The organism is Tsukamurella sp. DT100, from assembly GCF_049844855.1.
Taxonomy (GTDB): Bacteria; Actinomycetota; Actinomycetes; order Mycobacteriales; family Mycobacteriaceae; genus Tsukamurella.
This window is the reverse complement of the sequence record NZ_JBNCLV010000004.1, coordinates 322189-340492: the sequence shown is the minus strand read 5'-3', so window position 1 is coordinate 340492 and position 18304 is coordinate 322189. Positions and strand designations below refer to the sequence as shown.

Genomic DNA, 18304 nt, shown 5'->3' with positions numbered 1-18304 from the left:
GACGAATTAGGAGAGAAGTGCTCGACGTTAACTTCTTCGACGAACTGAAGATCGGTCTGGCGACCGCCGATGACATCCGTAACTGGAGCTACGGCGAGGTCAAGAAGCCCGAGACCATCAACTACCGCACGCTCAAGCCCGAGAAGGACGGACTCTTCTGCGAGAAGATCTTCGGCCCGACTCGCGACTGGGAGTGCTACTGCGGCAAGTACAAGCGCGTCCGCTTCAAGGGCATCATCTGCGAGCGCTGCGGCGTCGAGGTCACTCGCGCCAAGGTGCGTCGTGAGCGGATGGGCCACATCGAGCTCGCCGCGCCCGTCACCCACATCTGGTACTTCAAGGGCGTCCCGTCGCGCTTGGGCTACCTGCTGGACCTGGCGCCGAAGGATCTCGAGAAGATCATCTACTTCGCGGCCTACGTGATCACCGAGGTCGACGAGGAGCAGCGCCACAACGAGCAGTCCACGCTCGAGGCCGAGATCACCTCCGAGAAGAAGGTGCTCGCGGATCAGCGCGACGTGGATCTCGAGAACCGCGCCAAGAAGCTGGAGGACGACCTGGCCGTCCTCGAGGCCGAGGGTGCCAAGGCCGACCAGCGCCGCAAGGTGAAGGACGGCGGCGAGCGCGAGATGCGGCAGATCCGCGATCGTGCCGGCCGTGCCATCGACGAGCTCGACGAGATCTGGACGACCTTCGTCAAGCTCGCGCCGAAGGACATGATCGTCGACGAGAAGCTCTACCGTGAGCTGCAGGACCGCTACGGCGAGTACTTCAAGGGCGCCATGGGTGCCGAGGCGATCAAGAAGCTCATCGAGAACTTCGACATCGACGCCGAGGCCGAGTCGCTGCGCGAGACCATCCGCTCGGGCAAGGGGCAGAAGAAGCTCCGCGCCCTCAAGCGGCTCAAGGTCGTCGCGGCGTTCCAGATGTCGGGCAACTCGCCGCTGGGCATGGTCCTCGACGCGGTGCCGGTGATCCCGCCGGAGCTGCGCCCGATGGTCCAGCTCGACGGTGGCCGGTTCGCCACGTCCGACCTGAACGACCTCTACCGTCGCGTGATCAACCGCAACAACCGCCTCAAGCGACTGATCGACCTCGGCGCGCCCGAGATCATCGTCAACAACGAGAAGCGGATGCTGCAGGAGTCCGTCGACGCGCTGTTCGACAACGGCCGCCGCGGCCGTCCGGTCACCGGACCGGGCAACCGCCCGCTCAAGTCGCTGTCCGATCTGCTCAAGGGCAAGCAGGGCCGGTTCCGCCAGAACCTGCTCGGCAAGCGCGTGGACTACTCGGGCCGTTCGGTCATCGTCGTGGGCCCGCAGCTCAAGCTGCACCAGTGCGGTCTGCCGAAGCTGATGGCGCTCGAGCTGTTCAAGCCCTTCGTGATGAAGCGCCTGGTGGATCTCAACCACGCGCAGAACATCAAGTCGGCCAAGCGGATGGTCGAGCGGCAGCGCCCGCAGGTGTGGGACGTCCTCGAAGAGGTCATCGCCGAGCACCCCGTGCTGCTCAACCGTGCCCCCACGCTGCACCGCCTGGGTATCCAGGCCTTCGAGCCGCAGCTCGTCGAGGGCAAGGCCATCCAGCTGCACCCGCTCGTCTGTGAGGCCTTCAACGCCGACTTCGACGGTGACCAGATGGCCGTGCACCTCCCGCTGTCCGCGGAGGCGCAGGCCGAGGCCCGCATCCTGATGCTGTCCTCGAACAACATCCTGTCGCCGGCGTCGGGTCGCCCGCTCGCCATGCCCCGTCTGGACATGGTGACCGGTCTGTACCACCTGACCACGGAGAAGCCCGAGGCGAAGGGCCACTACACGGCCGCCGCCAAGGACCAGCCCGAGACCGGCGTGTACTCGTCCCCGGCCGAGGCCATCATGGCCGTCGACCTGGGAGAGCTGTCGATCCAGGCGCCGATCAAGGTGCGGCTCACGCAGCAGCGCCCGGCGGCCGACGTCGAGGCGGAGCTGTTCGACGGTGCGTGGACCCGCGGTCAGGCCTGGACGGCCGAGACCACCCTGGGGCGCGTGCTGTTCAACGAGCTGCTCCCGGCGAACTACCCGTTCATCGACGAGCAGATGCCGAAGAAGCGTCAGGCCGTGATCATCAACGACCTGGCCGAGCGGTACCCGATGATCGTGGTCGCGCAGACCGTCGACAAGCTCAAGGACGCCGGCTTCTACTGGGCCACGCGTTCGGGCGTGACGGTCTCGATGTCCGACGTGCTCGTTCCCCCGAGCAAGAAGGACATCCTCGACCGCTACGAGGAGCGGGCCGACGGCATCGAGCGCAAGTACGCCCGCGGTGCCCTCACCTCGGGTGAGCGTCGCGACGCGCTGGTGGAGATCTGGAAGCAGGCCACCGACGAGGTCGGTAAGGCGATCGATGACTTCTACCCCGAAGACAACCCGATCACGATGATCCCGAAGTCGGGCGCCACCGGCAACATGACCCAGGTGCGGAACCTGGCGGGCATGAAGGGCCTGGTGACGAACCCGAAGGGTGAGTTCATCCCGCGTCCCATCAAGTCCTCCTTCCGTGAGGGCCTGACGGTGCTGGAGTACTTCATCAACACCCACGGCGCTCGTAAGGGTCTGGCCGATACCGCTCTGCGTACCGCCGACTCGGGCTACCTGACCCGTCGTCTGGTCGACGTCTCGCAGGACGTCATCGTCCGCGAGACCGACTGCGGCACCAGCCGCGGCATCGTCGTCCCGCTGGCGGAGGTCCAGGCCGACGGCTCGCTGATCCGCGACGCGCACGTCGAGACCTCGGCGTACGCCCGCACGCTCGCCGAGGACGCGGTCGCCAAGGACGGCACCGTCGTCGTCGAGCGCGGCCACGACCTGGGCGACCCCCAGATCGAGGCGCTGCTCGAGGCCGGCATCGCGGAGGTGAAGGTGCGCTCCGTGCTCACCTGCACCACCGGCACCGGTGTCTGCGCCACCTGCTACGGCCGCTCGATGGCGACCGGCAAGCTCGTCGACATCGGCGAGGCCGTCGGTATCGTCGCCGCGCAGTCGATCGGTGAGCCCGGTACCCAGCTGACGATGCGTACCTTCCACCAGGGTGGCGTCGGTGACGACATCACCGGCGGTCTGCCGCGAGTCACCGAGCTGTTCGAGGCCCGTGTCCCCAAGGGCAAGGCCCCGATCGCCGAGACCTCCGGCCGCATCCGCCTGGAGGACGACGACCGGTTCTACACGATCACCATCACGCCGGACGACGGCAGCGAAGAGGTCGTGTACGACAAGATCAGCAAGCGCCAGCGTCTCCGCGTGTTCAAGCACGAGGACGGCTCCGAGCGCCTGCTGGCCGACGGTGACCACGTGCAGGTGGGCCAGCAGCTCCTCGAGGGCGCTGCCGACCCGCACGAGGTACTGCGCGTCATGGGCCCGCGTCAGGTGCAGGTGCACCTGGTCAACGAGGTCCAGGAGGTGTACCGGTCGCAGGGTGTGTCCATCCACGACAAGCACATCGAGACCATCGTGCGGCAGATGCTGCGTCGCGTGACGATCATCGATTCGGGTTCGACGGAGTTCCTGCCCGGCTCGCTCACCGAGCGCGCCGAGTTCGAGGCCGCGAACCGTCGCGTCGTCGCCGAGGGCGGCGAGCCCGCGGCCGGCCGTCCGGTGCTCATGGGCATCACGAAGGCCTCGCTCGCGACCGATTCGTGGCTGTCGGCGGCCTCCTTCCAGGAGACCACCCGCGTGCTCACGGACGCCGCGATCAACACCCGCTCCGACAAGCTGGTGGGCCTCAAGGAGAACGTCATCATCGGTAAGCTCATCCCGGCCGGTACGGGCATCAACAAGTACCGGAACATCCAGGTGCAGCCCACCGAGGAGGCCCGCGCGGCCGCGTACTCGGTGCCGACCTTCGACGACCAGTACTACGGACCGGAGGGTGCGTTCGGCGCCCCGTCCGGCGCCGCGGTGCCGCTCGACGATTACGGCTTCTCCGACGGCTACCGGTGAACTGAGTAGCTAGCCGAATCCGGCCCCCGACCATTGCGGTCGGGGGCCGTTTTCGTTGGTCCGACGGTGACTGGTGGCCGGGCCGGGCGGGGCGTCGCTGCTCAGGGCCGGGCTGGGGTGGGAGGCCGCTGCTCACTGGGCTTCGCCCCACTTCGCTAGCGCTTCGGGGGCTGCAGAATCGTTCGCAGCCCCCTCCCACCCCATCCCTCCTGGGCAGTCGGCGCCCGACACCGCCGATTGACCGTCGGCGCTGCCCATGACCGCCGGCGCTGCCGGTAGTCGGCAGCGTTCGCGAGTATCGGCAGTGAGTGCCTCCGGCGTGCGCAAATTCGGCGCGATTGTTGGCGGTCTCGGTGGCGGCGACCTGCGAATCGTCCGCCGAACCCGCTGGGAAGCGGTGTCGGCGGCGTCGTCCCCCGCGCGGCGTCGACGGGGCGTGGGGGAGAGTCGGTCCCCCATGAGACGGCCGGCTTCCCATGGGGGAGGCGTCGTCCCCCGCGCGGCGTGTTCGTCCCCCGCGCCGCATTCCGTCCCCCGCTCCGCGCCGATCCGCGGCCCCTGCGTTCCGTCCCCCATGAGGCGCCGTTCGTGCGGTGGGGGAGGCGTCGTCCCCCTCGCGGCGCCCATTCCCCCATGAGGAGCCGGCTCTCCCAAACGGAACGCCGATTCCCCCACGAGGAGCCGGCTCTCCCACACCGGACGCCGATTCCCACACCGCACACCGCACCGCCGACCTATTGACGCAACCGATCGGTTGTGTGTACGGTGTGAACATTGTTGATGTTCACGCCGTGAACACCGAACCGAGGAGCCTCTCATGACCGCCGACGTCGCACCCGCAACCGCAGATTCCGCCGCGCAGGGCCGCTCGAAGTCCTGGATCGCGGGCATGGTGATCACCGTGCTGGTCTGGGCCTTCCTCGTCTTCGACGTCGTCGGCAAGCTGACGAAGCCGCAGGCCGTCATCGACGGCACGCTGAAGCTCGGCTTCCAGGAGAAGCACATCCTGGTCATCGGGCTGGTCCTGCTCGTAGGCGTCGTCCTGTGGACGATCCCGCGCACCGCGGTGATCGGCGCGATCTATCTCACCGGCTACCTCGGCGGCGCCGTCGCGATCAACCTGCGTGCGGAGCAGCCGATCGCGGGCTTCGTTCTCTCCGGCGTCTACGTGGGTCTGCTGATCTGGCTCGCGATGATCCTCCGCCGCCCCGACCTGCGTCGCGCGATCCTCGGCCGCTGACCGCGGCCTCCGGGGCTACGAGGTCGGCACGATCTCCGAGCCCAGGGGAAGCAGCGACAGCCGGATCATCTTGAAGTTCGCGACGGCCAGCGGGATGCCGATGATGGTCAGGCACAGTGCGATTCCGGTCAGGATGTGCCCGATCGCGAGCCAGATGCCCGCGACGAGCAGCCAGATGATGTTCCCCACCAGCGACGCCGCGCCGGCGCCGGGGCGATCGACGACGGTCCGCCCGAACGGCCACAGCGCGTAGTTGGCGATGCGGAACGACGCCAGCCCGAACGGGATCGTCACGATGAGAAGGCAGCAGATGATCCCGGCGACGGCGTACCCGACGGCCATCCAGAACCCGCAGAGCACCAGCCAGATGATGTTGAGGATCAGCTTCACCACCCCAGTATGCCGACGCGGCTACCGTGGTGTCATGAACCTCTTCCAACGCGGAGCCAAGCTGTTCAACACCGCTTTCACGCCGCTGCTGTCCCTGCCGGTCGTCGGGCCCGCGCTGGGCAAGTCGATGGTCACCATCAGCTACACCGGCCGCAAGTCCGGCAAGCCCTTCTCGCTGCCGGTCGCGTACCAGCGCAAGGGCGACGAGGTCGTCATCGGCGTCGCCATGCCGGAGCAGAAGCAGTGGTGGCGCAACTTCCTCGGCGAGGGCGCCGACCTCACGCTCCACTTCCCCGACGGTGACCGCACCGGCCGTGCCGTCGCCACCAGTGGGGAGAAGGGCACCGTCGTCCGAGTCGCCCTGGCCTGACGGGCCGGCTCACGCCAGCCGGTACACCCGCCGCGCGGTCCCGCCGAGCACCGCCTCGCGCTCGGCGGGCGACGCACCGTCGAGCAGTTCGACGGTGAGCCCCAGCACCTCGGCGTACGAGGCCTGCAGCAGGCAGACCGGCCAGTCGGAGCCGAACATCACCCGGTCCGCGCCGAAGGAAGCGAGTACGTGCCGCGCGTAGGGCTCGATGAGCGAACGGCTCCACGGCCGAGGAGGACACTCGGTCACCAGCCCCGACAGCTTGCACACGACGTTGGGGAGCGCCGCCATGGCGGTGATCCAGGCCGCCCACGGCTCCCATTCGCCCGCACCGATGTTCGGCTTCCCCGCGTGGTCGATCACGAACGACGCGTCGGGCAGCCGGCGGGCCGCCTCGAGTGCCGCGGCGCGCTGCGGGCTGCGGACCAGGAGGTCGACGGCGATCCGACGGGGGGCGGCGGCGGCGAGCCCGCGGAGCACGGACGGGCGGACGAGCCACCCCGGGTCGGGCTCGTCCTGCACGAGATGCCGGAGGCCGCGCAGCCGGCTGCCGCCGGGGGCGGCGGCGAGCTCATCCAGGCGCGTACCGCACCGCGACGAGATCAGGTCCACCCATCCGACGACTGCGCCCACCGGTGCGGCGGCGGCGAGCAGGTCGTAGGTCTCCGCCGACGAGTTCAGGGCCTGCACGGCGACCGTGGTTCGCACCTCGCCCGCGCCGGCCGCGGCGAGGTCGGTGGCAGTGAAGTCCCGCCGGATCGCCTCCAACCCGGGCGTGTCCAGCCAGCGGTGGTCGTGCCGCGCGCGGTCCCACAGGTGGTGGTGGGCGTCGACGATCATGCCGGCCCGAGGGGGAGCGCCCACACCAGCGGGATGCCGCGGTCGTCACCGGAGTAGTCGTCGGGTACGTCCAGCAGTTCCGCCATTCGCGCCTGCCAGGGCACGTTCGCCGGGTGCTCGGCCAGTCGTTGTCGCATGGCGCGGTAGTCGTCGACCTCGACGAGGTGGAAGAGCTCTCGCCTGTCGCGCCAGATCCGCCATGTGCGTACGCCGGCGTCGCGGAGCGCGCCGTCCAGCTCGGCGGGTATCGCGGCGTGCACCCGGTCGTACTCCTCCTCGGCGCCCGCCTTGAGGCGCGTGTGCAGGGCGATGATCTCCGGCACCATTCCTCCGATCACTACTCGGGAACCTTCGGTCAGTCTAGGTCACGGTGGGCCACGATGCGACTAGTTGACCGCAAGACCTCCGATGTTTACAGTCGATAGCTGTGACTCGCGACACAGCGCCCCGGCGCGGTCGTGGGAAGTGTTCGACACCGGTCGGACCCATCGCTATGAATGCGGAAGGAAGCCGATGAGACTGCGGCGAGTCGGGGAGGCGGGCGCCGAGCGTCCGATCGTGTCCACGGGCGACGGGCGGTGGTACGACGCATCGTCGGTCGTCGCCGACTACCACCCGGGCACGCTGGGCGACGCGCAGCGGCTGCTCGCGGACGCCCTCGGGGCGGGCCGGCTGCCGGAGTTCGACCCCACGGGGCTCCGGGTCGGCGCGCCGGTCGCCCGGCCGGGCAAGGTCGTCTGCATCGGCGTGAACTACCTCGCCCACGCGCAGGAGACGCAGCACGAGGAGCCCGCGGAGCCGGTGATGTTCCTCAAGACCTCGGGCGCGATCGTCGGCCCGCACGACGAGGTGCTGATCCCGCGCGGCTCGGTCGCGACGGATTACGAGGTGGAGCTCGCCGTCGTGATCGGAAGCACCGCAAGGTATCTCGATGATGCCGCTCAGGGCCTCGCGTGCGTCGCCGGCTACACCGTCTCCGACGACGTCTCCGAACGCGACTTCCAGATGAACCGCGGCGGCACCTGGGACAAGGGCAAGAACTGCGAGACCTTCAACCCGCTCGGCCCGGAGCTGGTCACCGCCGACGAGGTACCCGACCCGCAGCGCCTCGACATCCGGCTCACCGTCAACGGCGAGGTCCGCCAGGAGGCCAACACGGCGCAGATGATCTTCGGGGTCGGTGAGATCATCCGCTACCTCAGTCATTTCATGGTCCTCGAGCCCGGCGACGTGGTGAACACCGGAACGCCCGCGGGCGTGGCCTTCGGCTATCCGGACCCCAAGCCCTACCTGCGCCGCGGCGACGTGATCGAGACGCACATCGATCTGCTCGGCGGTCATCGCTCCGTCCTCGGGGAGGCCTGAGATGTCCGGTGTGTTCACGGAGTTCCGCACGCTCGACGTGCGATTCCCGACCTCGGCCGAGCTCGACGGTTCCGACGCGATGAACGTCGACCCCGACTACTCGGCCGCTTACTTGATCCTCGGCACCGACGCCGGCGACGGCCTCGAGGGGCACGGCTTCGTCTTCACCATCGGCCGCGGCAACGACGTCCAGCGCGCCGCGATCGAAGCCCTCACGCCGTACGTGCTCGGACGCGGGGTCGACGCCGTCCTCGGCGACCTCGGCGGCGTCTACCGCGAACTGGTCTACGACGCCCAGCTGCGGTGGCTCGGCCCCGAGAAGGGCGTCATGCACATGGCGATCGGTGCCGTGGTGAACGCGCTGTGGGACCTGCGCGCCAAGCGCGCCGGCCTGCCCCTGTGGCAGCTGCTCGCCGAGCTGAGCCCACGGGAGATCGTCGACCTCGTCGACTTCCGTTACCTCACAGACGCTCTCACGCCCGACGATGCCCTCGCCCTGCTCACGGCGGCGGAGCCGGGCCGGGCGGAACGCGCCGTGGCGCTGCGCGCGAACGGCTACCCCGCCTACACGACCTCGCCCGGTTGGCTCGGCTACTCGGACGAGAAGATGACGCGGCTCGCGAAAGAGGCGGTGGCCGAGGGCTTCACGCAGATCAAGCTCAAGGTCGGCGCGGATGTCGACGACGACGTCCGGCGGTTCGCCCTCGCCCGCGCGGTGGTGGGCGACGAGGTGCGGATCGCCGTCGATGCGAACCAGCGGTGGGACGTCGATGACGCGGTCGCGGCGATCGAGCGGCTGCGCGAGTTCGATCCGTGGTGGGTCGAGGAACCCACCGCCCCCGACGACGTCCTCGCCCACGCCGCCATCCGGCGCCGGGTGTCGCCGGTGCGCATCGCCACCGGCGAGCACGCCCACAGCCGGGTGCTGGTCAAGCAGTTCCTCCAGGCGGAGGCGATCGACGTCGTCCAGCTGGACTCCACCCGCGTCGCCGGCGTCAACGAGAACATCGCGATCCTGTTGCTGGCGGCCAAGTTCGGCATCCCCGTGTGCCCGCACGCGGGTGGGGTCGGCCTGTGCGAACTGGTGCAGCATCTCGCCATGTTCGATTTCGTTGCGGTCTCGGGAACCCTCGCGGACCGGAACATCGAGTACGTCGATCATCTCCACGAGCACTTCCTCGACCCGGTGCGCATCGTGAACGGGGCGTACGCGGCCCCCGCGAAGCCCGGCTTCTCGGCGCAGATCCGGCCGGAGACGCTCGTGCGGTTCGGCTTCCCCGACGGGGAGGCATGGAAGGGAGCACAATGAGCAATGCAGACGCATTCGCCGGATTCCGAGCCATCGTGACGGGCGGCGCTTCGGGGATCGGCCGCCGGACGACGGAGGAACTCATGGTGCGCGGAGCGGTCGTCGCCGTGCTCGACCTGCAGCCCGACGAGGCGCCGCCCGACTCGCTCGGCATCGCGTGCGACGTCGCCGACGACGATTCGGTGGCCGCCGCCGTCGCCACCGCGGCCGAGTACCTGGGCGGGATCGACGGCCTGGTGAACAACGCGGGGATCGGCGCCCAGGGCACCGTCGAGGCGGGGGCGCTCGACGACTGGCGGAAGGTTCTCGACGTCAACGTCCTCGGCACGGTGCGGGTCACCCGCGCGGCGCTGCCCCACCTGCGCGGCTCGACGAATCCCGCCGTGGTCAACACGTGCTCGATCGCCGCTACCGCCGGCCTGCCGGGCCGGGCGCTCTACAGCGCCTCGAAGGGAGCGGTCGAGGCGATGACGCGTGCCATGGCGGCCGACCATGTGCGCGAGGGCATCCGGTTCAACTGCGTCAATCCCGGCACCGTCGACACCCCGTGGGTGCGACGCCTGCTGGACGCGGCCGCGGATCCGGAGGCCGAGGCCGAACAGCTGCGGCAGCGGCAGCCCACCGGCCGTCTGGTGACGGATGCCGAAGTGGCGGGCGCGATCTGCTACCTGCTCAGCCCCGCGGCCTCCGCCACCACGGGCACCTCGCTCGCCGTCGACGGCGGGATGAGCGGCCTCCGACTACCGCCCCGGCGGTGACCGTGTCCGGCGACGACGCGTCCCTCGCTCCCGCCCGACCGTTCGGGCGCGGGGGCTTGAAGGTGGCGCCATTGTCCTTCGGCGCCGCGGCGATCGGGAACCTGTTCACCGCGGTCGACGACGCGGAGGCGACGGCCGCCGTGCGTACCGCGGCCGCCGCGGGCGTCGACTACTTCGACACCGCCCCGCACTACGGGCTGGGCCTCTCCGAGCGCAGGCTCGGTGCGGCACTGGGCGACCGCACCGGCGTGGTGCTCTCGACCAAAGTGGGCCGCCTCCTCCGCCCCGCCTCCGACCGGCCGAAGGCGGACAGCGGTGCGCCCGTCGACACCGAGGGCGCCGACGCGGAGGGTTTCGCCGTGTCCGCCGACGTGGAGCGCGTCTGGGACTTCAGCCGCGACGGCGTGCTGCGCTCGATCGAATCGAGCCTGGAGCGGCTGGGCCGGGACCGCGTGGACGTCGTCTACGTGCACGACCCCGACGATCACTTCGCGGAGGCGATGGACGGCGCCTTCCCGGCGTTGGACGAGCTGCGCCGACAGGGCGTCATCGCGTCGTACGGCGCCGGGATGAACCGGTCGGCGATGCTGACCCGGTTCGTCCGGGAGACCGATCTCGACGTGGTGCTCGTCGCCGGCCGCTACACGGTGCTCGACCGCAGCGCCGCCGACGATCTGCTGCCGGCGTGCCTGGAACGCGATGTCTCCGTCGCCGCGGGCGGCGTCTTCAACTCGGGCATCACGGTCTCCGCGGATCCGCGGCCCGGGGCCACCTACGACTACGCGCCGGCCACGCTCGCGGTGCTCGACCGGGCGCGCCGGCTCGCGGCGGTCTGCCGGGCCCACGGCACCACGCTGCCGCACGCCGCGGTGCACTTCCCGCTGCGCCACCCCGCTGTGCGGACGGTGCTCCTGGGGATGCGGTCCGCCGACGAGGTCCGCGCCGACCTCGCGCTGCTGGCGGCCCCGCCCCCCGATGCGCTGTGGCCCGATCTCGAGGCCGCGTTGTGAGGCCGTCCGAACCGTCCCGCCGCTAGGATTGACCGATGCCGACCAACGAGGGTGCCGGGCGGATCTCGCGGACGGACGACGCGATCCTCAAGCTCAAGGCGATGATCACCGACGGGGAGCTGCCCGCCGGGAGCCGGCTGCCGCGCGAGGTCGACCTCGCGGCGCGACTCGGGCTCTCCCGCAACTCCCTCCGCGAGGCGATCCGCGCGCTCGCGATGCTGCGGATCCTCGACGTCCGCCAGGGCGACGGCACCTACGTCACGAGCCTCGAACCCACCCTGCTGCTCGACACGATGGGCTTCGTCGTCGACTTCCAGCAGGAGGATTCGGTGCTGCACTTCTTCGAGGTGCGCCGCATCCTCGAGCCGGCGGCCACCGCGATGGCGACGCACCGCATCACCCCCGAGGGGCTCGCGATCCTGGAGGAGACGCTGTCGCTCGGCGGGCCCGACGCCTCCGTGGAAACGCTGGTGCAGCAGGACATCCTGTTCCACCAGACCATCGCGGAGGCGTCCGGGAATCCCGTGCTGCGGGCGCTCATCGCGGGTCTCTCGGCGCCCACCCTGCGCGCCCGGATCTGGCGCGGCACCGAGCAGGAGGACGCGCGCGCCCGCACCATCGCGGAGCACCGGCAGATCTACGAGGCCCTGGTCGCCGGGCAGGCCGACGTCGCCTGCGCGTGCGCGACGGTGCACATCGCGGGCGTCGAGGGCTGGATCCGGCGGGCGATGGCCGACGACGCGTCCTAGCCGGTTCCGAGCGCCGCGGCCGCCTCGGCGAGCCGGGACGCCAGCGCGGCGCGGACCGCGGGCGGGCCCGTCACCTCGATGTGCGGCAGCGCGCCCCAGAGCGTCCACACCGCGCGCCCGAAGTCGCTGAAGCCGAGCGTGCCGGCACCGTCGGGCCCGGGCGGCGTGACCACCGTCCCGAACCCGGACAGCTTGGTCCAGCCGTACTCGTCGGCGCGCACCTCGACGACCACCGCGTCGTGCCCGGAGCGGAAGGACGCGCGCGAGTCCTCGAACTCGGCCGCGAGGTCCACCGTCTCCGGGCGGTGCGCGGCCTCGTCGAGCACCGCCACCGCGCAGAACCGCGAGGTGCGGTAGGTGCGCCGCTCGCCGTTCCGCAGGGCCATCAGGTACCAGGCCTGACCCGCGTGGATCAGCCCGACGGGGTCGAGCGTCCGCTCGGCGGCGTCGCCCCCGCGCGGCCGGTACGTCGCCCGCACCCGCAGCCCGTCGATGACGGCGCGCTGCAGCTCGCCGAGGTGCGGGTCGGGCTCGGGCGCGCGGGCGAAACCGTCGGGGCGCACGTGGATCCGCTGCGCGGCCGCCGCCGCTTCCCGACGGTGCGCCTCCGGCAGCGCCGCCGCCACCTTCCGCATGGCGCCCGCGAAGGCGGGGGAGTCGGGCGCCCCGGCGAGCAGGGCTTTCGCCTCGTCGAGGGTGAGGCCCGTGAGGTCGGTGCGGTAGCCGGGGAGCAGGCGGATGCCGCCGCCGCGCCCGCGATCGGTGTAGACGGGGACGCCCGCGACCCCGAGCGCCTCGACGTCGCGCAGCACGGTGCGGGTGGAGACCTCGAGCTCCGCGGCGATCTGCGCGGCCGTCATGGTGCCGCGGTGCCGCAGCAGCATGAGGACGGACAGGAGGCGGTCGGCGCGCATGGATCTCAGAATGCCAGGAGAACATGACAGAAGGTGTCATGTTAGGCCGGTTCAATCGCTCCCATGACCAACACAGCCACTGATCCCCGCCCCTCCTACGCCGCCGCCACCGCCTGGGTGCAGTCCCTGCTCGCCACTGTCACCGAGGAGCAGCTCGCGCTGCCGACGCCGTGCGACGAGTTCGACGTCCGCGCCCTCGGCGAACACCTCATCGCCGTCGTGATGCGCGCCGAGGCGCTGGCGACCGTCGCCACGGTCGAGGGGCAGCCCTTCCGCGCCGACGAGCACGACGCCGCCACGTACGGCGCGATCCGCGAGAAGGCGCTCGCGGCGTGGGACGTCGCCCCGCTCGAGCGCGAGGTCACCGTCCCCTGGGGCGTCGTGCCGGGCTTCGCGGCGCTCGGCATGTACGTCAACGAGACCCTCGTGCACGGCTGGGACCTCGCGGTCGCCACCGGCCAGGCCGCCGAGTTCCCCGAGCCGGCGCTGCCGGAGGGCGTGCTCGCGGTCGTCACGAGCGTGCTCCCCGCGGACTACCGCGGCGGCGACGTGCCCTTCGGCCCCGTCGTCGAGCCGCGCGAGGGCGCCGGCCCCACCGAGCGGCTCGCCAACTGGAACGGCCACCACTGGCCCGCGGCCTGACGTCGCGGCGTATTGAGGTCAGGAACTGGCATCTGGGGCGGATTGACTGGCGGGCATGACCGACATCGCCCTTGATCCCCGTCCCGCCTACTCCGCCGCCACGGCGTGGGTGCAGTCCCTGCTGGAAGGTCTCACCGCCGACCAGTTCGGGCGGCCCACGCCGTCCGGCGAGCTCGACGTCCGCGCGTTGGCCGGGCACCTGACCGCTCATTGCCTGCAGGTGATCGCGCTCGCGGAGAGCGGCACCGTCGCCGGCCTACCGAACCTCGTGCCCGAGCACGACGGCGCGACCTACGCCGACGCCCGCGCGCGGGGTCTCGCGGCCTGGGCCGGCGCCCCGCTCGACGGGGTGGTGACCGCGCCGTGGGGCGAGGCGTCCGGCTCCGAGGCCCTCGCCACCTACGTCAACGAAGCGCTGGTGCACGGGTGGGACATCGCCGTCGCCACCGGGCAGCCGGCCGAGATCCCCGACGGTGCGGTCGCCGTGGCCGCCTTCGAGGTGGCGCGGGTCGCGGTCCCGGCGGAACTGCGTGCGATGCCGGAGTTTCCGTTCGGCCCCGTCGTGGAGCCCCGCGAAGGCGCGGGCCCCACCGAACGCCTCGCCAACTGGAACGGCCGCAGCGCGATCGGCTGGGGCGCATGAGCACCGTCGGCGACGCGTGGGTCGTGAGCCATTGACATGAACGCCGGTTGAGGTCCTACCGTCGAAAAATGAGCATCGAACTGAACCACACCATCGTCGCCGCCACCGACAACCTCGAGACCGCGCGGTTCCTCACCGAACTGCTCGGTCTCGAGGCTCCGGTGGACGTGGGCGGCGGCCACTTCCAGCAGGTCCGCCTGGCCAACGCCGTGGTGCTCGACGTCATGACCGTGCCCGGGCCCGTCCACCCGCAGCACTACGCCTTCCTCGTCTCCGAGCAGGAGTTCGACGAGATCTTTGCGCGCATCACCGCGCGCGGCCTCGGCTTCTACGCCCAGCCCGACGGCTCCGGCGTCGGGGAGATCAACCACCGCTTCGGCGGGCGCGGCGTCTACTTCCGCTCGCCCGACGGCCACGCCCTCGAGGCCCTCACCGCCGCCTGACCTCGAGGAAATCCGTTGCCCGCCGCCGTCCGCGCCCCATGGGGGAATCGGTGTCTGGTGGGGGATTCGGCGCCGCGCGGGGGACGACCGAGCCCTCATGAGGAGCACGGCGTCCCGTGGGGGAGCGAACGCCGGAGCCGCGGTTCGGGGCGGCGCGGGGGACGAACGCTCACATGTGGTCGCGAGCCCCGCCGCCGCGCGAGCTCGGGGTATGCGGTTCTTGCATGGGCGATCGCTCGAATATTGCCTCTGACCTGCGTGTTCATGGGTATGCGTGCCACGCATGGCTGTTCGGAGCGAAGATCGCCCCGCAGCCGCAGCCGCAGCCGCAGCCGCAGCCGCAGCCGCAGCCGCAGCCGCAGCCGCAACCGCAACCGCAGCCGCAACCGCAGCCGCTCAGTCGTCGAACAGCGCGCGGATGTCGGAGGCGGCCAGGCGCGCGTCGAAGCCGCCCTCGCCACCGACGACGGACTCGAACAGCGCGGCCTTGCGCTCCTTGAGCGCCATCACCTTGTCCTCGATGGTGTCGGCGGACACCAGCCGGTAGACCATCACGCTGCGGGTCTGCCCGATGCGGTGCGCGCGGTCGATGGCCTGCGCCTCGGCGGCCGGGTTCCACCACGGGTCCAGCAGGAAGCAGTAGTCGGCCTGCACCAGGTTGAGGCCGAAGCCGCCGGCCTTGAGCGAGATGAGGAAGACCTGGACCTCGCCGGAGGTGAACTTCTCGATCGCCGCGGGCCGGTCCGTGGTCGATCCGTCGAGGTAGGAGTACTCGACGCCCTCCTCGTCGAGCCGCTCGGCGGCCTTGCGCAGGAAGCCGGTGAACTGGCTGAACACCAGCACGGCGTGCTTCTCCTCGAGCAGCTCGTCGAGCTTCTCCACCAGGAAGTCGAGCTTGGCGACGTCCTCGACGGCCAGCTCCTCGTCCACGAGCGACGGGTCGAGCGCGAGGCGCCGCAGCATGGTCAGCGACCGCAGGATCTCGAACCGGTTGCCCTCGAAGTCGTCCAGCAGGCCCAGCAACTTCGCCCGCTGATCGGCGAGCACGCGGTCGTAGGTGTGCCGGTGCTCGTCCGAGAGCTCCACCTGCACCACGGATTCCGTCTTCTCCGGCAGGTCCTTCGCGACCAGGTCCTTGGTGCGCCGCAGCATGAACGGCCGCACGCGGCGCCGCAGCCGGGCCAGGCGGTCGTCGTCGCCGCCGCGCTCGATGGGCCGCCGGTACTCCTCCGCGAACCACGACCGCCCGGGGAACAGCCCCGGGACCGTCAGCGCGGTGAGCGCCCACAGCTCCTCGAGGTGGTTCTCCATCGGGGTGCCGGTCACGGCCAGGGTGAACGGCCGGTCCAGCAGCGTCACCGCGGCGAAGGCCTTCGACCGCGGGTTCTTCACGAACTGCGCCTCGTCGAGGATCACGCCCGCCCACGACACGGCGGCGTACTCCTCGGCGTCCAGCCGCAGCAGCGTGTACGAGGTCAGCACCAGGTCCGCGCCGGCGACCACCGAGCTGATCGAGGTGCCCGACTTCCGCGAGGTCTCGGAGACCACCGCCACCGACAGGTGCGGCGCGAACCGCTTGCACTCGGCGGCCCAGTTGCCCACCACCGACGTCGGCGCCACCACCAGGAACGGCCCGGGCCGCCCCGGCGCGCGCTCGTGCGCCCGGCAGATCAGCGCGAGCGTCTGCACCGTCTTGCCGAGGCCCATGTCGTCGGCGAGGATGCCGCCGAAGTCGTTGTCGTACAGGAAGGACAGCCAGTCCAGGCCGTCGCGCTGGTAGGGCCGGAGCTCGGCGCGCAGGGTCGACGGTGCCTCCTGCCGCGCCAGGTCGCCCGCCGTCAGGGCGCCGACCCGGCGGGACCAGTCACCGTCGAAGTCGGTGGCGTCCGCGAGGTCGGCGAGGTCGTCGACCAGGCCCGCCTGGAACCGACTGATCCGCAGCCCGCGGTCGTCGGAGCCTGCGCCGGTCCGTGCCGCGCGGCGCGCGCCCCGCGCCGGCAGGTCCCGCGCCTCGCCGATCAGTTCCCGCAGCCGGTCGAAGCGCTCGCCGTCGATGCGGGCCAACACGCCGCCGGGCGTGACGAGGGTGTCGTGGCCCGCGGCGACGGCCGTGAAGACGTCCCGGAACGGGACCTCCTCGCCGTCGACCTCCACGGCGACCTCGAGGTCGAACCAGTCCGTCGACGGGTTGTCGGAGTCGCCGCGCACCCGCACGGACACCGACGCCGAGCCCTGCGCCCAGCGGAAACCGGGATCGTCGGTGACCTCCACGACGACCGACGGCACCGACCGCAGCACGGGCGCGACCTCGGCCAGCCACACCGCGGCCTCGGTGCCCCGGTAGAAGCCCTGCGAGTGGTCCACGCCGACGGCCGCCTCGCGCAGCGCCACGGCCATCGCGCGGGTGACCCGCTGCTGCCCGACGGCGTCCGCGAGCCCGGCGGGCTCGCGGCCCAGGACGAAGTCGCGGGTCTCGCCGCCCACGGTGTAGCGCCACTTCCAGTCGACCTCGAGCTCGGCGGCCTCGGGGAAGTAGCGGGCGGTGCACAGCAGCTCGGGGCCCAGCACCTCGACCTCGCCGACCAGCTGGTCCGGGTCGCGGACGGGCGCGACGGCCGCCAGGTAGGGCAGGTACTTCTCGCGCAGCTCGGGCACCGCCTCGGCGGGCACCTGCACCGGGGTGAACCGGCGCAGCGCGGTGGTGTGCTGCGCGGACAGCGGCGGATCGAGCGGCGCGAGGCGCAGCACGTCGCCGTCCTGCTGGAAGACACCGAGGGCGCGGTGCGCGCCGAGCAGCCCGCCGGTGAAGGTCCGCGGACCGTCGCCGAAATCGACCTCCCGGTCCAGCTCCACGCTCCCGTCCACCGAGCGGGTGACGAGCCCGAGTCGCGTCGGCGGGCCGAGGACCACGGTGCCGCGCGCCTTCTTGCTCAGCAGCGGCACGCCCGCGTCGCGGACGGCGCGCAACTGGTCCCACAACAGCGGGGTGTCCACCATCCCGAGATCGGCCCAGGCGTCCACGCCGTACAGCGACCAGGTGATGAGCTGCGCCAGCGGCGCCAGGACGTCGCGCTGCGCGGGCGCGACCCGCGGCGCGGTGGCGATGGTGCGCCACCGCACGTCGCCCGCGACCCACGAGCCGTCGCGCATGCCGGGCGTCGCGAGTCGCACCTGCAGGCGCTGTCCGGAGACGACGCCGCGCTCGTCGACCTCGAACTGCAGCGCCACGGGCAGCACGGCGGCGCTCGCCCGCGGGGCCTCCGGCAGCAGGGCGGCGAGCTGCCGCTCCCACGGGTCCGGCTGCGGGGCGTCGCTCTCCTCGATGTCCTCCGCGGTGAGCTCGAGCAGCAGGGCCGCGCCGTGCTTGCAGTTGAGGGCGACGGGGCAGGTGCACAGGCTGCGCACGGGCCGCCAGCCGGAGCCGCCCGGCTCGATCCACACCTGCGTGTCGTACTCGCGGGATCCGGCGACGACGCCCGTGACGAGGCGCTTCTCGTCGTCCCACTCGAGGTCGCCGATGAGGCCGGTGCCCACGTACTCGCCCGCGCGACGCACGGTCGGCCCCCCGAAGAAGCCGATCAGGTCCTCGGGGGTGAACGAGGGCCCTCCGCCGGCAGTCGATGCGCTCATGGTCAAGCGGACAGTCTAGCGCGGCTC

The 18304-nt window shown here is 71.2% G+C and carries 16 protein-coding genes; 11 read left to right on the top strand and 5 right to left on the bottom strand.

The window, feature by feature from the left end:
- The first annotated feature begins 17 nt into the window (after positions 1 to 17).
- Together ACLQ3K_RS11870 and ACLQ3K_RS11865 are read left to right on the top strand one after the other, a co-directional pair.
- Complete coding sequence (locus tag ACLQ3K_RS11870) at positions 18 to 3974, top strand: DNA-directed RNA polymerase subunit beta' (RefSeq protein WP_425999503.1); 3957 nt, start codon at positions 18 to 20, stop codon at positions 3972 to 3974.
- Positions 3975 to 4791: 817 nt separating this feature from the next.
- Entirely contained in the window at positions 4792 to 5214 is a 423-nt protein-coding gene (locus ACLQ3K_RS11865) for a DoxX family protein (RefSeq protein WP_224646826.1), read from the top strand.
- Between the two features lie 15 nt (positions 5215 to 5229).
- Here the strand turns inward: ACLQ3K_RS11865 and ACLQ3K_RS11860 are convergent, their stop codons facing one another.
- Entirely contained in the window at positions 5230 to 5604 is a 375-nt protein-coding gene (locus ACLQ3K_RS11860; protein WP_224646827.1) for a YccF domain-containing protein, read from the bottom strand.
- 34 nt (positions 5605 to 5638) lie between these two features.
- On the opposite strand from ACLQ3K_RS11860, the gene ACLQ3K_RS11855 reads away from it, so the two are divergent.
- Complete coding sequence (locus ACLQ3K_RS11855) at positions 5639 to 5974, top strand: hypothetical protein (protein WP_425999501.1); 336 nt, start codon at positions 5639 to 5641, stop codon at positions 5972 to 5974.
- A gap of 9 nt (positions 5975 to 5983) precedes the next feature.
- Here the strand turns inward: ACLQ3K_RS11855 and ACLQ3K_RS11850 are convergent, their stop codons facing one another.
- Both ACLQ3K_RS11850 and ACLQ3K_RS11845 read right to left on the bottom strand, forming a co-directional pair.
- The gene (locus tag ACLQ3K_RS11850; RefSeq protein WP_425999499.1) at positions 5984 to 6838 is read right to left on the bottom strand and encodes an amidohydrolase family protein; all 855 of its coding nucleotides are present in this window, start codon (positions 6836 to 6838) and stop codon (positions 5984 to 5986) included.
- Complete coding sequence (locus ACLQ3K_RS11845) at positions 6811 to 7152, bottom strand: L-rhamnose mutarotase (protein WP_425999497.1); 342 nt, start codon at positions 7150 to 7152, stop codon at positions 6811 to 6813. Before ACLQ3K_RS11845 ends, ACLQ3K_RS11850 begins: the two co-directional genes overlap by 28 nt.
- A 175-nt stretch (positions 7153 to 7327) precedes the next feature.
- Between ACLQ3K_RS11845 and ACLQ3K_RS11840 the strand changes: the two genes are divergently transcribed.
- From ACLQ3K_RS11840 to ACLQ3K_RS11820, 5 genes are all read left to right on the top strand, one after another.
- Entirely contained in the window at positions 7328 to 8179 is an 852-nt protein-coding gene (locus ACLQ3K_RS11840) for a fumarylacetoacetate hydrolase family protein (protein ID WP_425999495.1), read from the top strand.
- Position 8180: 1 nt separating this feature from the next.
- Complete coding sequence (locus ACLQ3K_RS11835) at positions 8181 to 9488, top strand: enolase C-terminal domain-like protein (RefSeq protein WP_224646832.1); 1308 nt, start codon at positions 8181 to 8183, stop codon at positions 9486 to 9488.
- Positions 9485 to 10246, top strand: a complete 762-nt coding sequence (locus tag ACLQ3K_RS11830; protein ID WP_425999492.1) for an SDR family NAD(P)-dependent oxidoreductase — start codon at positions 9485 to 9487, stop codon at positions 10244 to 10246. The genes ACLQ3K_RS11835 and ACLQ3K_RS11830 overlap by 4 nt, the downstream gene beginning before the upstream one ends.
- A 62-nt stretch (positions 10247 to 10308) precedes the next feature.
- Positions 10309 to 11256 carry an aldo/keto reductase gene (locus ACLQ3K_RS11825; protein WP_425999490.1) on the top strand — a complete coding sequence of 316 codons (948 nt, stop codon included), beginning with the start codon at positions 10309 to 10311 and terminating at the stop codon, positions 11254 to 11256.
- 35 nt (positions 11257 to 11291) lie between these two features.
- Positions 11292 to 12005 (top strand): FadR/GntR family transcriptional regulator, encoded by a 714-nt coding sequence (locus ACLQ3K_RS11820; RefSeq protein ID WP_224646835.1) that lies wholly within the window; start codon positions 11292 to 11294, stop codon positions 12003 to 12005.
- On the opposite strand, the gene ACLQ3K_RS11815 is transcribed toward ACLQ3K_RS11820, so the two are convergent.
- Positions 12002 to 12919, bottom strand: coding sequence for a helix-turn-helix transcriptional regulator (locus tag ACLQ3K_RS11815; RefSeq protein WP_425999488.1), 918 nt, complete (start codon positions 12917 to 12919; stop codon positions 12002 to 12004). The genes ACLQ3K_RS11820 and ACLQ3K_RS11815 overlap by 4 nt on opposite strands.
- Before the next feature lie 63 nt (positions 12920 to 12982).
- Here ACLQ3K_RS11815 and ACLQ3K_RS11810 point away from each other — a divergent pair, with 63 nt between their 5' ends.
- The 3 genes from ACLQ3K_RS11810 to ACLQ3K_RS11800 all read left to right on the top strand — a co-directional run bounded on the left by ACLQ3K_RS11810 (position 12983) and on the right by ACLQ3K_RS11800 (position 14647).
- The gene (locus tag ACLQ3K_RS11810) at positions 12983 to 13561 is read left to right on the top strand and encodes a TIGR03086 family metal-binding protein (protein WP_425999486.1); all 579 of its coding nucleotides are present in this window, start codon (positions 12983 to 12985) and stop codon (positions 13559 to 13561) included.
- 55 nt (positions 13562 to 13616) lie between these two features.
- Positions 13617 to 14204 carry a TIGR03086 family metal-binding protein gene (locus ACLQ3K_RS11805; RefSeq protein WP_425999484.1) on the top strand — a complete coding sequence of 196 codons (588 nt, stop codon included), beginning with the start codon at positions 13617 to 13619 and terminating at the stop codon, positions 14202 to 14204.
- A 68-nt stretch (positions 14205 to 14272) separates the two neighbouring features.
- Positions 14273 to 14647 (top strand): VOC family protein, encoded by a 375-nt coding sequence (locus tag ACLQ3K_RS11800; protein ID WP_224646839.1) that lies wholly within the window; start codon positions 14273 to 14275, stop codon positions 14645 to 14647.
- 396 nt (positions 14648 to 15043) lie between these two features.
- Here the strand turns inward: ACLQ3K_RS11800 and ACLQ3K_RS11795 are convergent, their stop codons facing one another.
- A complete protein-coding gene (locus ACLQ3K_RS11795) occupies positions 15044 to 18277 on the bottom strand; it encodes an SNF2-related protein (protein ID WP_425999482.1) in 3234 nt (1077 codons plus the stop codon).
- Positions 18278 to 18304: the final 27 nt, after the last annotated feature.

Coding starts and splice junctions, on each gene's coding strand:
- ACLQ3K_RS11800 (WP_224646839.1), top strand. CDS start 14,273: ATGAGCATCGAACTGAACCACACCATCGTCGCCGCCACCGACAACCTC.
- ACLQ3K_RS11815 (WP_425999488.1), bottom strand. CDS start 12,919: ATGCGCGCCGACCGCCTCCTGTCCGTCCTCATGCTGCTGCGGCACCGC.
- ACLQ3K_RS11830 (WP_425999492.1), top strand. CDS start 9,485: ATGAGCAATGCAGACGCATTCGCCGGATTCCGAGCCATCGTGACGGGC.
- ACLQ3K_RS11805 (WP_425999484.1), top strand. CDS start 13,617: ATGACCGACATCGCCCTTGATCCCCGTCCCGCCTACTCCGCCGCCACG.
- ACLQ3K_RS11855 (WP_425999501.1), top strand. CDS start 5,639: ATGAACCTCTTCCAACGCGGAGCCAAGCTGTTCAACACCGCTTTCACG.
- ACLQ3K_RS11795 (WP_425999482.1), bottom strand. CDS start 18,277: ATGAGCGCATCGACTGCCGGCGGAGGGCCCTCGTTCACCCCCGAGGAC.
- ACLQ3K_RS11810 (WP_425999486.1), top strand. CDS start 12,983: ATGACCAACACAGCCACTGATCCCCGCCCCTCCTACGCCGCCGCCACC.
- ACLQ3K_RS11820 (WP_224646835.1), top strand. CDS start 11,292: ATGCCGACCAACGAGGGTGCCGGGCGGATCTCGCGGACGGACGACGCG.
- ACLQ3K_RS11835 (WP_224646832.1), top strand. CDS start 8,181: ATGTCCGGTGTGTTCACGGAGTTCCGCACGCTCGACGTGCGATTCCCG.
- ACLQ3K_RS11840 (WP_425999495.1), top strand. CDS start 7,328: ATGAGACTGCGGCGAGTCGGGGAGGCGGGCGCCGAGCGTCCGATCGTG.
- ACLQ3K_RS11865 (WP_224646826.1), top strand. CDS start 4,792: ATGACCGCCGACGTCGCACCCGCAACCGCAGATTCCGCCGCGCAGGGC.